The following is a 14,431-nucleotide window of genomic DNA, read 5'->3' as shown; positions in this document are numbered from 1 at the left end:
ATCAACCGACCTGAATTAAGCCGAATCTGCTTTTGTATATCTCAAAATATTTATCTTTTAAAAGTGAAAATTCATCACCGTTAAGATCAGGATTTTCCATAACAAGCTTAAATGCCGCTTTTCTCGCCTTGTTAAGGATTTCACCGTCTGTAACGAGGTCTGCGATTCTCAGGCCGAGATCTCCGTGCTGTTTTGTCCCATACAGCTCTCCGGGCCCTCTGAGTTTTAAATCAGCCTCTGCTATTTTAAACCCGTCATTTGTCTGCGTAAGGGCCTCAACTCTCTTTACGCCCTCTTCTGTAATTTTTCCGCTTGTAATAAGTATACAATAAGATTTTTTCGGGCCTCTGCCTACTCTTCCTCTCAATTGATGCAGCTGCGTAAGGCCAAAGCGCTCTGCGTGCTCAATCAGCATTACAGTTGCGTTAGGGACATCTACTCCTACCTCAATAACAGTTGTACTTACAAGGATACTGATTTCTCCTGATTTAAAAGCATTCATAACACTCTCTTTTTCATCGGATTTCATGCGCCCGTGTATAAGGCCGACGTTAAAATCAGTAAAAACACTATTTGAGAGCTTTTCATATTCCTGAGTAGCTGCAGCAAGATCAATCTTTTCAGATTCTTCAAGAAGAGGATAAACAATGTAAACCTGCTCTCCTCGTCTTACGGCATCTTTAATATAAGTGTATATCTTGCTTCTCTCTTTTGCCTTTCTCCACACTGTTGTTACAGGTTGTCTGCCTGACGGAAGTTCATCTATCACAGATACGTCCAAATCCCCGTAAAACGTGAGTGCAAGAGTCCTGGGAATCGGTGTTGCAGTCATAAGCAGGACATCGGGATTCATACCCTTTTCCATAAGTTTTGCACGCTGCATTACTCCGAACCTGTGCTGTTCATCTATTACAACAAGTCCGAGATTCTTAAATCCCACATCATCCTGTACAAGTGCATGTGTGCCAACAACAATATTAATATCTCCCGACCGTATGGATTCGTACATCTCTTTTCGTCGGGAAACAGTATGCCCGCCTCTCAGCAGCATAGTTTTAACACCGAGTTTCTCAAGCTGGCTGTGAATTACCAGAAAGTGCTGTTCAGCAAGTATTTCAGTAGGTGCCATCAATGCAGCCTGATAACCGTTTTCAACTGCAATAAGCATTGCAATCAGGCTTACAACTGTCTTGCCGGAACCAACATCACCCTGGATCAGCCGGTTCATCACTTTCCGGGATTTCATATCATTATGAATTTCCCTTAAAACACGTTTCTGTGCATTGGTCAACTCAAAATCAAGTTCGGAAATGAATTCTCTCGTCAGGCTTCCGGCCTTTTGAAATGAAATACCATTGTGCTCTTTTATCCGCTTATTTCTTTCAAGAGCTAAAAACAGCTGCAAAAAGAACAACTCCTCAAACTTAAAGCGGTACCTTGCCCTGTATAATTTATCCCAGTTATCCGGAAAATGTACCTGCTGAAATGCTTCAGAAAGGACCATAAGCCTGAAAGAAGATAAAATGGAATCAGGAAAAATCTCCTGTATTCCGCTGCACACAAGAGAAATTGCAGTTTTGATTACTTTTCTGAATCCCCTGCTGTCCAGGCCAAGCCGCGACAATTTTTCAGTTGACGGATAGAGGGGAATTATTCTTCCGGTATTTATTCCGTCCGGTTCACCCTCTTCAAATATTTTATCAAAATCCGGATGCACAAGCTGAAGAGATCTGTAAAAAGTAGCTTTTCCACTGAATGCAACAGTATCTCCCTGGTTAAAAGCTTTGGCAATATATGAAATCCCCTGAAACCAGACACACTGTAAAAGCCCTGTGCCGTCTTCAATCTGCACAACAAAGCGCGGCCGCCTGCCTTTAATTGTCTGACATACAATTACACGGCCGACAACAGTAATTTCTTTACCCGGTTCAATTCTGTTTATTGAAGTTATGCTGCTTCTGTCGAGGTAACGCCTCGGGAAATAGGCCAGCAATTCTCCCGCTGTATTAATACCAACGCTCTTTAAAACAGTAGCACGTTTGGGCCCTATACCTTTCAGGTACTGAACAGGAGTGTCCGGAGAAATATTTTCTTTCTTTTCCAAAGGATTATAAACGTGTTATTCTTCTACCATGAAAGACGCGAAGTATAAGATACTGTTTCGCTGCTTTCAGGTTTTACTGTAACAACAAACTTAATTGTGGATACATCTTTTTTAGTATAAGGATGAGAACTCTTCATAATTTTCCAATCTCCCCATAAATGTTCCAGAACAACTATCTGTACAGGAACATCCTTATGATTTCGCAGGGAAATCTCATACGTCTCCTCTCTTACACGCTTGCTTATTTTCTTTTGTGATACTGATTTTCTTTTACCTGTAATGTCAAAGGCGTTTCCTAAAAGCACATTTATCTCTTCGCCTTTCGGGGTATGGTCAATATAATCTTCACCGATAAATTCCTGTGCACCATCTTCATCCTGTTTATAAACTCTAATCTTTCCTTTTGGCAGAGGTAATCCCAGCCCTGATGATTTTTTATTCTTAAAAACAAGCTTTACAGCCACTTTATTCCCTGATTTCACAGAATCAAACGTATACACCTTTTTTGTGTCGACTTTTGCAGCCGGAAACAGTGTAATCTGTTTGATTTGATTATTTTTGAGTGTTGCAGGTCTGTTTAAAGTATAAAGATGATATTCAAAGAAGCTCTTTTCCTCAAATTGAGGTGCCTGTTTGGCCATGTAGAGAGCACCTGCTTCCGATCTCGGGGCAGGGTTGGTTTTTTTCGCAACATTTACATCACCTGCAACAAGTTTAATTTTTGCATTGCTGAATGCTGTACCTGAAGAGTTTTTGATTGAAACCCAGCCGTTGAGACTCAGCTTCTTATCGTCATTTGACACAACAGCAATATATTCTGCATGCCAGGTCATTCCGCCTGTTAAATAGCTTACCTCAACATCCTGATTTACGGGGCCCAGGTTATTTACCTGCCACACAAGAGTAGGCTTTGTAATAAGCCCTGAGGGCAGTTCGGGCAAGTCATATCTTTCAAGCACATCCTGACGGATAATTTTAATTCCTCTGTTAGTTGATAAAACAATATTACCTCCTCCTCTGCTTAGGAGAATTCCTTTAAAGACATCTCCGTCTTTTGAAACAAGAGTAATATTTTTATCAATATACTTATTTAATATTTTATCGGAATTAACAAGATCATACTCATAATTCTGCTCTATAACTGTCAGCTTGTCAGGTGATGTTTGTGAGATAAAGTAAACAGACGTGGGATCAATCCTCGACGCAACATCTTTAAAAGAGAGTATACCGGTTCCCTTCACTATGTTCATAGAGCGTATTTCTCTTACAAGCGCCCTGTTTTGATTATAAATAGTAACTGCTACATGATCTCTCGCTGCAAGGGCTGCAGCAGAAAGCAAAATAACTGCTATAAGAGTTCCCTTCTTCATAAGACACCTCCTTAAATTTAACATCTCCGAAACCGGCAAAGCTCTTCTCTCTTTATCCGGTTTATAAACATATTTTTTATCTATATCAGAAAATCCAGATTTTTTCTCAATGTTTCCAGTTTTTCATGAGCATCAGCTTGTTTCTGTTTCTCCTTGTTGACTACTTCTTTCGGAGCCCTCTCAATAAAATCACGATTGATCAGCTTTCGTTCAATACCTGTAATAAAATTCTCAAGCCGTTCAATCTCCTGAGCAATTCTCTTTTTCTCCACATCAATATCTATCAGCCCTCCAAGAGGGATAAATATCTCAACCCCTTTAGCAAAGCCCATTGCCGAACCTGCAGGCCTCTCAAGATCAACACCAGCTGTAATTTTATCAACTGAACCGAGGCTCTTTATATAGACATCACCTGACTTTATAATATCAACAAGATATTCTCTGCCCTTTAAAAATACCTCTGCTTTTTTTCCGGGCGGAACATTCATTTCGCTTCTTATATTTCTTATTACAGTAATTGTTCCCTGAATAAGCCCGAGACGTTTTTCAGCTTCGTCATCAATAAAATTTTCATCCATAACAGGATACCGGACTGCCATAAGTGAAAGATCCACATCTTCTTTCCCTACTCTGCTGAGAAGTGCATGATAAATCTCTTCCGTAATAAAGGGAATAAACGGATGCAGCAGTTTAAGTATATCACTGAGAACCGTGAAAAGAACTTCTTGTGCTCTGTGCTTCATTTCCGTATCTTCATTTTGATAAAGCGCAGGTTTAACCATTTCCAGATACCAGTCACAGAACTCATTCCACGTAAAGCTGTAAAGAGAACGCACAGCATCATTGAATCTATACGTTTCAAGGCTCTGCCTTGCACTTTCAATAACCTTCTGCAGCCTGCTCAAAATCCATCTGTTAATAAGAGCGTCATCATGTTTGTATTCTTTAACAGAATTTATTGCCCTGTCAGTTTCAAGATTCATCAATACAAAACGCGCAGCATTCCATATCTTATTGCAGAATTTCTGCCCGAACTCTACAAGAGTATGATCAAAATGGATATCTCCGCCGAGAGGAGTAAGATAAACCATTGTAAGGCGTATTGCATCTGCACCGTAAGCAGGTATTCCCTTTTTATAAGACGGGTTTCTTGATGCAAATTCTTTTACGGTATTCTTATCCGCACCATTTATAAGCCACAGCGGATCAGGAGAATTTCCAAGAGATTTGGACATCTTGCGCCCTGAAAGATCACGGATCATTCCGTTAAAATATACATCTGTAAAAGGAATATCGCCCATAAACTCAAGAGATGCCATTATCATTCGGGCAACCCAGAAAAATATAATATCCGGGCCTGTTGCAAGAGTGTCAGTAGGGAAAAAAGCTTTAAGATCATCAGTTTTATCCGGCCATCCGAGTGTACTGAAAGGCCAAAGCCAGGATGAGAACCACGTATCCAGCACATCAGGATCCTGAGTCAGTTCAGTACTTCCGCACTCTCTGCAGGCATTTGGCGTGTCCCGTGATACTGTTACATGCCCTTCGGGACAGGTCCATGCCGGAATTCTGTGTCCCCACCATATCTGTCTGCTTATACACCAGTCCTTTATGTTTTCCATCCAGTGAAAGTATGTTTCTTCCCAGTGTTTCGGGTAGAACTTTATCCTCCCTTTACGGACAGCTTCTATCGACGGCTCTGCAAGGGGCCCCATCTTTACAAACCATTGATCGGAAAGAAAGGGCTCTACTACTGTACCGCATCTGTAACATTTAGGTATTGGTATGACCCTCGGTTCTGTGCCTTTTAAAAGCCCAAGGCCTTTTAAATCATCCACTATTTTTCTGCGTGCTTCGAATCTGTCAAGCCCCCTGTACGAGCCTGCATTTTCATTCATAAATCCATTCTCATCAATAACCTGTATCAGATCAAGGCCGTTTCTCTGCCCCACTTCAAAATCATCAAAATCGTGGGCAGGTGTTATTTTAACAGCACCGCTTCCTTTTTGAGGATCTGCATGTTCATCTGCAATTATGGGAATTTCTCTGTTTGTTAAAGGCAGTTTAACTGTTTCGCCTATTAATTTTTTATATCTCTTATCATCAGGATGAACTGCAACTGCAGTATCTCCAAGCATTGTTTCAGGCCTTGTTGTAAATACTACAATTTCTCCTTCCCCGTTTGTAAGAGGATAAGCAATGTGCCAGAACTGACCGTCTTTTTCAGAAGAAGGAGCCTCTTCATCTGCAAGTGCAGTATGACATCTCGGACACCAGTTTATAAGACGCCTGCCCCGATATATGAGGCCTTTTTCGTATAACCTTACAAAAACTTCTCTGACTGCTCTTGACAGCCCCTCATCCATTGTAAAGCGTTCTCTTTCCCAGTCACAGGATGCGCCTAATTTTTTTAACTGCTGCAGAATGATTCCGCCGTATTTCTCCTTCCACTCCCATATCCTTTTGACCAATTTTTCGCGGCCGAGGTCATGCCTTGACAAGCCCTCTGTTTTAAGCATTGCCTCCACTTTATTCTGAGTAGCTATTCCTGCATGATCTGTGCCCGGCATCCAGAGTGTTTCATATCCGTCCATATGCTTCCAGCGGATTAAAATATCCTGAACAGTGTTATTAAGAACGTGCCCCATTGTCAGCATACCGGTTACATTCGGAGGAGGAATCATAATAGTGTATCGTGGTTTCTTAGTAACAGCATCAGCGTGGAAAAGCCCTTTTTCAAGCCATCTTTGATACCACTTGTCTTCCACTTTCAGAGGTGAATAAATTTTATCCAACTGATCAAAAGCCATGTACAACTCCTAAATCTTAATAAAAAAACGCTTTGAATTCAATTATAAAAGGTAAATAAATCCGCTTCCTTTGTCAACTATAATAATATTTAAAATATCCGGCCTTCTATTTTCTTTTTGCAAGTACTGTGTAAATATTATTCTATTTTGAAAATTTTTAACTGATATCCGACAAACAAAATATGACAGTTATCATCCTGTTTATCCTATAGTTATACCTTATTATTTAAAATGGCACAATGATTGCTATACTCAATACTGAAGGAAAAGAACCTTCTTTCCTCTCTCTACCCCTTGAAGAAGTCCGTGCTTCGCTAAAAAAAGCACGGACTTTTATATTATAATCAAGCTTTATTACTGATCTTCTGAATTTTCCGAACAGGCCTTAATAATATTAGTTTGATATTTTACTTGACTTTTCAGCAGAAATTATTTACAATATTTTAAAGATAGTCTGTTTTAATTTAACTTTTATACCTGCAAGCATAAAAAAATATAAACAATAGTGTTTATCCTGCCAAGGAGTGAAAAATTTGAGTATTCTATTCGCAGGGCTTGATGTCTCAACTCAGAGCTGCAAGCTGGTCATCCTCGACTGGCAATTAAAAGAAGTGGTTTATGTGGACTCAGTAAATTACGATACGGATTTGCCTCAATATCATACTCACAGCGGAGTACTGCCTGACAGGGGAGAAGGAGTATCTGAGTCCAATCCTGAAATGTGGATAGAGGCTGTGAACATGGTTTTCGCTAACCTGAAAAAAAGCAATGTGGATGCCGGACAGGTTCGGTCCATTTCAGTTTCAGGCCAGCAGCATGGATTAGTAGCTCTTGACAAGGAAGGTAATTTAACTCTACCATTCAGCAAACTCTGGAATGATTTTTCCACCCAGGAAGAGTGTGACATCCTCACTGATAAACTGGGCGGTCCCGAGGCAATGATTAAAGAAGTGGGCAATTCTCAGCGCACAGGATACACAGCTGCGAAAATATTCCATATGGTTCGGCATGACCCTGAACAGTATCTTCGCACGAATACCTTGTTCCTGGTTCACAATTACATCAACTGGTTTCTTACCGGCGGAGTACGTGTTATGGAACCGGGAGACACTTCAGGGACAGCCCTCTGGAATCCTGCCACCGGCTCGTGGTCTGAAAAAGTGATAAAAGCGATTGATCCCTGCTTATCAGAGAAGCTGCCTGAAGTTCTTCCTTCTGATCAATCAATCGGCAGGATGTCCGGATTTCTGGTTAACAGATTCGGTTTTTCATCCGAGTGTACAGTTGATGCGGGCTGCGGTGATAATATGTACAGCGCTGTTGGTACGGGAAATGTAATGCCGGGAATAGTTACAATAAGCCTTGGTACAAGCGGAACTGCCTTTTCCTTCAGCGAAGAACCCTTTATTGACCCTGACGGTGAAATCGCATCCTTCTGCGATAGTACTGGGCATTATCTTCCGCTGCTTTGCGTGTCGAATATGGCAGGCGGATATAATGAAACACTACGGAAATATGACATTAATCATGATGCGTTTAACCGGATCATAGGAGAAACTAAAGCAGGAAACGGCGGCCGCCTCATCATCCCCTGGTATGGGGGAGAAAGGACTCCCGACCTGCCTCAGGCTGCTCCTCTCTATTTTGGTTTCGGGTTGGATGATTTTACTCCGCAGTTTCTCTGCCGCGGGGTTCTGGAAGGCCATGTACTTAATATTTTTGACGGTTTTCAGAAAATGGAAATTGAAGCAACAGAGATTCGGCTAACCGGCGGGCTTTCTCAATCACCAGCCTGGTGCCAAACCATCGCAGATGTGTTTGATACCGAAGTTCTGCCGGTTAAAGGTGAAGGGGCCGCCCTGGGTGCTGCTCTGCATGCGGCCTGGGTCTGGATAAAAGAGAAGGGGGAATCTAAACCCATTGAAGAAGTTGTTACACCTTTCCTGGAGCTGGATGAGGCAGGCCGCAGAAGGCCGATTCCTGAAAATGTTTCTATCTATAAAAAACAGAAAAAACTGTTTCATGCCCTTAGTGCCCGTGTGCGCGGTTTGAATGGAGATGATCCTTTCAGGGCACGGGCGGAATTGTTATAAAAAAATTTTATTAGACAGAATTTACAGGATACGGTTTAAGAAAATCATGAACTATTCTGATTTTTTTTATGGTAAAATTTATTTATTTCTGAACATTCCTCTTAAATACAATATCACCCAAATTTACACCCAGGGCATCAGCTACCACTTCACATTTGGCCTTCAGGAGAAAATAGATGTTTTCAGAGCGATGCTCACATGATTCAAAATTACCGTGACCTTTAGAGATGATGACATCAGCAGATTCAAAGGCTTCTATAAATGATCCGGATGCATTATTAAAATTTACTCCTATGTCGCTGGAGCCTGTTTTGATGACAGGAACCAGTGAGGTTATACCGGCCTCTTCAGCATCTTCCATGAGTACATCATTAATAATCGGTCCTGACTTAACAACATAGGTAATTTTAAGATCAAACTGCAGAAGATATTCAATCAGCAAGCGGTCAAATACGATCTCACCGGAATTGTCTCCCAGATAGAGCAGTTTTCGACCGGCAGTCAGTTCCTCGCGGAAGTCGGTCTCATTGTTGACTGCAAAGGGTACGTGGAGGATGCTCTTTATATCTACGGCAATATTAAATTCGTGTCCGATACCAAGATCAATAATGTTGCCGGCCACGGCCAAATGGAGGGCTGCATCAAGTGGATCAGCAGCAGCGTCGATGAGGGGATGTAGTTGAGGAATCAATGCCATTGCCTCCCGATTTGTCTGTCGTTTGATTTGATAATAGGGATCAGGAATCCCGGTCACTTCTGAGACAAGGCTGTAAACAGGTGTTGAGAGAACAGCCGGAGATTCAGACAGGTCGGCCTGAGGAATCTTGTCAGCCATCAGGTTTAATATCCTGCGTTGGATACTCTTGTCAGATGTGGCAATACGGGCTGTATTATATGCCTGTTTGATTAGACAGTAAAGGCATTGGATGTCGGATTTCATTTTTTATGGCTCTCTAATTAATAGTATTTCCGGCTGACGACAATATACAATGTACAGGAATAAAAGTCAAAAAATAGTGCTGCCCCTAAGTTATTTATATAAAATACTTGACTTTTGATCTTTGTTTCTCTACTTTTCTGTGTACGTTAACAGTTTTACGGTTCATACAGGAAAAATTTAATGGCAACTATAAAAGAGATCGCTGATCAAGCAGATGTTTCCATTGGTACTGTTGACCGTGTGCTCCACAAACGGGGGAATGTGTCGCATAATGCAGAGGTCCGGGTTCTCAAGGCTATTGATAAACTCAAATACACGCCCAATATTTTTGCCCGTCAGCTAAAACTATCCAGAACATTTACATTCGGCGTCATAATGCCTGAGTATGAACAAGACAGCGGTTATTGGAAACTGCCTTCTATCGGTATAAACAAGGCTGCAAAGGAGCTTGAGGCACATCGTATATCAATCCGTTATTTCCAATATGACCGTTATTCTAACATGTCTTTTTCTAAATCTTGTGAAGAGGCTCTTCAGGCAAAACTGGATGGTTATTTAATGGCGCCTTCTTCATCAGCAATTGCCAGAGAATTCGCCGACCGGCTGTCTGATAATATCCCCTGTGTATTCTTTGATTCGCCGGTGCCGGATAGTAACGGATTATGCAGTATCGTCCAGGATTCTTATGCCAGCGGATATTTAGCCGGCCGCCTGATGAGTCTGCTGACTGACAGCCAGTCCACTATTGTTGCCATTCGCGGGCTCTCCTGTGATTATCATATTAAGCAGAGAATTAACGGTTTTGCCGAGTATTATTCAGAAAATAATCTGACTGCACCGGTAATCATAGATACTCCGCCTGAAGGCAGTGTCCAATATCTCAGTAAAGGAATCGAATCAATATTGACAGAGTATACAGGTGTAAAGGGGCTCTTTATATCTCATGCTCTTACATATTGTGCTGCACAGGTAATTGAGAAGCAGAATAAATCCGATAAAATCCATGTGATTGGTTACGATCTCATCAGGGAAAATATTACTTATTTAAAACGGGGCTTAATTGATTTTCTTATAAGTCAGCAATCACGCCAACAAGGGTATCGCGGTATTTATTTGCTGTTCAGAAAAGTGGTTTTAAATGAGGCGGTGACTCCGACTGTGATGATGCCTATTGATATCATAACCAGGGAAAATGTAGATTTTTACCAAAAAGATTAAAGGATGACGGTCATGGATAATCGTTATGTGATAGGTGCTGATTTCGGAACAGATTCCGTACGTATATTGATTGTTGATTCTGATAACGGCAGGGAAATTACGTCCGCAGTCTGCGAATATGCACGCTGGAAAGAGGGTCGTTACTGTGATCCTGCCGCTAATCAGTTTCGGCAGCATCCTATGGATTATATAGAAGCATTTGAGACTGCAGTTAAAACTGCTTTATCACAAGCACCTGAAAGTACAGCTTCCGCTGTTAAGGCAATCGGCATTGACACTACCGGCTCTACGCCTTGTGCAGTTGATAAAAAAGGAGTTCCTCTGGCTTTATATGAAAGATTCCGCAACAATCCCAATGCCATGTTTATATTATGGAAAGACCATACTGCAGTCGCTGAAGCAGAAGAGATAAATGCTGCCTGCAGCAGCAGTACGGGGAATAATTATATAAAGTATGTCGGGGGAATCTATTCTTCCGAATGGTTCTGGGCCAAAATCCTGCACGTTCTTCGGGAAGATAACCAAGTAAAAGATGCCGCCTATTCCTGGATGGAGCATTGTGATTGGATGCCTGCGCTTCTTACAGGAAACAGTGATGCAGCAGCTATTAAGCGCAGCAGATGTGCAGCAGGGCATAAAGCTTTATGGCATACTGCATGGAAGGGCTTGCCTCCTGAAACATTCCTTTCATCTCTGGACAATCGATTATCAGGGCTTCGGGAGAGGCTTTATTCTGAAACCTTTACTGCAGATGTGTCTGCCGGTAATTTAAGCAGGGAATGGTCTGAACGATTGGGACTTGGAACAGACGTCCAAGTAGCGGTCGGAGCTTTTGATGCACATCTTGGTGCGGTAGGAGCACAGATAGAACCATATCATCTATGCAAAGTTATGGGTACCTCTACTTGTGATATTCTGGTAGCGCCTATGAAAGATGTCGAAAACAGGCTGGTACATGGTATTTGCGGCCAGGTGGACGGATCGGTATTGCCAGGGATGCTGGGTATGGAAGCAGGGCAATCATCATTTGGCGATGTTTATGCCTGGTTTCGCGATATACTGATGTTTCCTTTTCCCCGGCAGGAAATCCACGGAAGTAATGGTATCGGATTTGGGGAATTAGAAGATAAAATTATTCCTGCCCTGTCAAAAGCAGCAGAAGTCTTACCAGTAGATCCTTCGGGCCCTATTGCAGTAGACTGGCTTAACGGCAGGCGTAGTCCGGATGCCAACCAGAGGCTTAAAATGGGTATAACAGGCTTAAATTTATCAACTGATGCATCCAGAATATTCAAAACTCTAGTTGAGGCTACCGCTTTTGGAGCTAAAGCCATTGTTGATCGATTTATAAGTGAGGGTATACCCATTCATGGTATTATCGGAACGGGCGGAGTAGCTAAAAAAAATCCTTTTATTATGCAGACAATCTCTGATGTTTTGAATATGCCTATGCGAATCACTCGGTCTGAACAGACTGTCGCGTTAGGCAGTGCCATGGCAGGTGCAACTGCTGCTGGGATTTTCACATCTCTGCAGGACGCTCAAGAAAGAATGGGCCAGGGTTTTGAACAGACCTACATACCCCATGCCGGGAATGTGAAACTATATGATCGTCTATATGAAAAATATAAGGAGCTTGGTGCTTTTATTGAAAAAACAGCAGCAGGAGAATAGACATGAACAGTTATAAATCACTAAAAGAAGAAGCCTGGGAAGCGAATCAGGCTCTGGCAAAAAGCGGACTGGTTTTTGGTACTTTTGGTAATGTTAGCGCTGCTGACCGGGCAAAGGGGGTGTTTGCCATAAAACCCAGCGGCCTGGCTTATACTGATATGAAACAACAGGATATGGTTGTTGTAGATTTTAACGGTGCTGTTGTTGATAGTAAACTAATACCCTCTACTGATGCTCCTACACATCTGGTGCTTTATCAAAATATCCCTGGAATCGACGGGATAACTCATACTCATTCGACCTATGCGACTGCCTGGGCCCAGGCAATGAAACCAATCCCTGTCCTGGGGACGACTCATGCTGATTTTTTACCCCTGGAAGTGCCCTGTACAAAAATGTTGAGCGATGAACAGATCCGGGGTGATTATGAAATTGAAACGGGCAGACAGATCGTTAATCTGCTCCGTAACCTGTCTACTGAAGATGTAACGATGGTTTTGGCTGCCGGCCACGGTCCCTTTACCTGGGGCGCAACTGCCCTGGATTCAGTAAAGCATAGTCAGATTCTGGAATCAATTGCAAAAATAGCTGCGCTGACTCTGCAGATAAATCCTGAAGTATCTTATTTGAAAAATACACTCATCAATAAACATTTTCAAAGAAAACACGGCACGGATGCCTATTACGGACAAAAATGACATTTCATTATTAGGGAGGTCTTAAACATATGGACAATATTCCTGAAATTAAACTCGGAATTGTTGCAGTGAGCCGCGACTGCTTCCCGGTGGAGCTGTCCAGGGAACGACGGCGTAAAGTTACTGCTGTATGTACAAAAATGGGATTACCCGTAGTTGAAATTGAGACGATAGTAGAAAATGAGTCTCATGTTGCCAAGGCCATTATGCAGATGAATGAAGCTAAAGTAAACGGGCTGGTGATTTACCTCGGAAACTTCGGCCCGGAGACGCCGGAAACTATGCTGGCTCAGGAATTTGACGGACCGGTGATGTTTGCCGCTGCTGCTGAAGAGACCGGATCCAATTTGATTCAGGGCCGAGGAGATGCCTTTTGCGGCCTGCTTAATGCCTCTTATAATGTCGGACTTAGGAACTTGAGGCCGCATATTCCGGAATATCCGGTGGGCTTACCGGAAGAGGTTGCGCGAATGATCGGCGATTTTCTGCCTGTCGCCCGTACCTGGATCGGTTTGAAAAATTTGAAGATATTTTCCTTTGGCCCCAGGCCCCAGGATTTCTTAGCCTGCAATGCACCCATCAAGCCCCTTTATGATCTGGGTGTGGAGATTATGGAAAACAGTGAACTGGACCTGTATGATATTTATCGTTCCGCAGAGGGCAACCCGAAAATTCCGGAAGTGGCCCGGGAAATGGCTGCCGAGCTGGGCACCGGGAATAATTACCCTGATCTATTGAATAAACTGGCTCAGTATGAAGTGGCTCTGACAGAATTTATGACTGAAAATCTCGGATTGGCGTCTTTTGGTATATTTGCCAATAAATGCTGGCCTTCTTTTGAAAAATATTTCGGATTTGTCCCCTGTTTTGTAAACTCCCGTCTGGCGGCCCGCGGTATTCCAGTTGCTTGCGAAGTGGATATTTATGGAGCAATGTCTGAATATATGGCAGCTTGCGCCTCGCTTCTCCCACCGACTATTCTGGATATAAATAACACTGTACCTGCGGACCTTACAGATGGGCAATTAAAGAAATTCAAGTTATCTGATCTGTTCATGGGCTTCCACTGCGGTAATACATCATCTTCCTGTATGTTGAATTATAGCATGAAATATCAGTTAATTATGCATCGGCTCATGGAGTCTGGTAAAAACCCCGACATCACCAGAGGTACTTTGGAAGGACGCATTCGTCCAGGGGAGATTACTCTTTTCCGGCTGCAGTCTACCGCAGACACACAGCTCAGGTCTTATATCGCCCAGGGAGAGATTCTCGATATTGACCCAAAATCATTCGGCAGCATAGGTGTGTTTGCCATACCTGAGATGGGCCGTTTCTACCGCCATGTCCTTATTGAGAAACGTTTTCCGCATCACACTGCTGTCGCATTCTCCCATGTTGGCAAAGCCTTGTTCAGTACACTGCGCATGCTGGGGGTGGAAGATATAGGATTTAATTATCCCAAAACGATGATATATAAAACGGAAAATCCATTTGCCTGATTACAATGAAATTATGATGTAG

9 protein-coding genes are annotated in these 14,431 nt (G+C 42.5%); 5 read left to right on the top strand and 4 right to left on the bottom strand.

Annotation, left to right across the window (positions count from 1 at the left end; translation table 11 throughout):
* Window position 1 precedes the first annotated feature (1 nt).
* From recG to J7K93_09615, 3 genes are all read right to left on the bottom strand, one after another.
* Window positions 2-2,086 (bottom strand): ATP-dependent DNA helicase RecG, encoded by a 2,085-nt coding sequence (gene recG, locus J7K93_09625; GenBank protein MCD6117263.1) that lies wholly within the window; start codon window positions 2,084-2,086, stop codon window positions 2-4.
* Window positions 2,087-2,127: 41 nt separating this feature from the next.
* Window positions 2,128-3,474 carry a DUF4139 domain-containing protein gene (locus tag J7K93_09620; GenBank protein ID MCD6117262.1) on the bottom strand — a complete coding sequence of 449 codons (1,347 nt, stop codon included), beginning with the start codon at window positions 3,472-3,474 and terminating at the stop codon, window positions 2,128-2,130.
* Between the two features lie 80 nt (window positions 3,475-3,554).
* Window positions 3,555-6,284, bottom strand: a complete 2,730-nt coding sequence (locus J7K93_09615; GenBank protein MCD6117261.1) for a valine--tRNA ligase — start codon at window positions 6,282-6,284, stop codon at window positions 3,555-3,557.
* A 533-nt stretch (window positions 6,285-6,817) separates the two neighbouring features.
* Here J7K93_09615 and J7K93_09610 point away from each other — a divergent pair.
* On the top strand, window positions 6,818-8,377 hold the full coding sequence (locus J7K93_09610; GenBank protein ID MCD6117260.1) for a hypothetical protein: 1,560 nt from the start codon (window positions 6,818-6,820) through the stop codon (window positions 8,375-8,377).
* An 82-nt stretch (window positions 8,378-8,459) separates the two neighbouring features.
* Here J7K93_09610 and J7K93_09605 read toward each other — a convergent pair whose 3' ends face one another.
* Window positions 8,460-9,317, bottom strand: coding sequence for a DUF89 family protein (locus tag J7K93_09605; protein ID MCD6117259.1), 858 nt, complete (start codon window positions 9,315-9,317; stop codon window positions 8,460-8,462).
* Between the two features lie 180 nt (window positions 9,318-9,497).
* Here J7K93_09605 and J7K93_09600 point away from each other — a divergent pair, with 180 nt between their 5' ends.
* The 4 genes from J7K93_09600 to J7K93_09585 are packed head-to-tail and all read left to right on the top strand — an operon-like array spanning window position 9,498 to window position 14,409.
* Window positions 9,498-10,535, top strand: coding sequence for a substrate-binding domain-containing protein (locus tag J7K93_09600; protein ID MCD6117258.1), 1,038 nt, complete (start codon window positions 9,498-9,500; stop codon window positions 10,533-10,535).
* 12 nt (window positions 10,536-10,547) lie between these two features.
* Entirely contained in the window at window positions 10,548-12,209 is a 1,662-nt protein-coding gene (locus tag J7K93_09595; protein MCD6117257.1) for a ribulokinase, read from the top strand.
* Between the two features lie 2 nt (window positions 12,210-12,211).
* A complete protein-coding gene (gene araD / locus J7K93_09590; protein MCD6117256.1) occupies window positions 12,212-12,907 on the top strand; it encodes an L-ribulose-5-phosphate 4-epimerase AraD in 696 nt (231 codons plus the stop codon).
* Window positions 12,908-12,936: 29 nt separating this feature from the next.
* On the top strand, window positions 12,937-14,409 hold the full coding sequence (locus J7K93_09585) for a fucose isomerase (GenBank protein ID MCD6117255.1): 1,473 nt from the start codon (window positions 12,937-12,939) through the stop codon (window positions 14,407-14,409).
* Window positions 14,410-14,431: the final 22 nt, after the last annotated feature.

This window comes from bacterium, assembly GCA_021158245.1.
Taxonomy (GTDB): Bacteria; Zhuqueibacterota; QNDG01; order QNDG01; family QNDG01; genus QNDG01.
Note: the sequence above shows the minus strand (reverse complement) of the source record. Positions and strands in the feature narration are given on the sequence as shown.

Excerpts from the sequence above, each read along its gene's own strand:
- J7K93_09595 (MCD6117257.1), top strand. The coding sequence starts at position 10,548 with ATGGATAATCGTTATGTGATAGGTGCTGATTTCGGAACAGATTCCGTA.
- J7K93_09600 (MCD6117258.1), top strand. The coding sequence starts at position 9,498 with ATGGCAACTATAAAAGAGATCGCTGATCAAGCAGATGTTTCCATTGGT.
- araD (MCD6117256.1), top strand. The coding sequence starts at position 12,212 with ATGAACAGTTATAAATCACTAAAAGAAGAAGCCTGGGAAGCGAATCAG.
- J7K93_09615 (MCD6117261.1), bottom strand. The coding sequence starts at position 6,284 with ATGGCTTTTGATCAGTTGGATAAAATTTATTCACCTCTGAAAGTGGAA.
- J7K93_09585 (MCD6117255.1), top strand. The coding sequence starts at position 12,937 with ATGGACAATATTCCTGAAATTAAACTCGGAATTGTTGCAGTGAGCCGC.
- J7K93_09620 (MCD6117262.1), bottom strand. The coding sequence starts at position 3,474 with ATGAAGAAGGGAACTCTTATAGCAGTTATTTTGCTTTCTGCTGCAGCC.
- J7K93_09605 (MCD6117259.1), bottom strand. The coding sequence starts at position 9,317 with ATGAAATCCGACATCCAATGCCTTTACTGTCTAATCAAACAGGCATAT.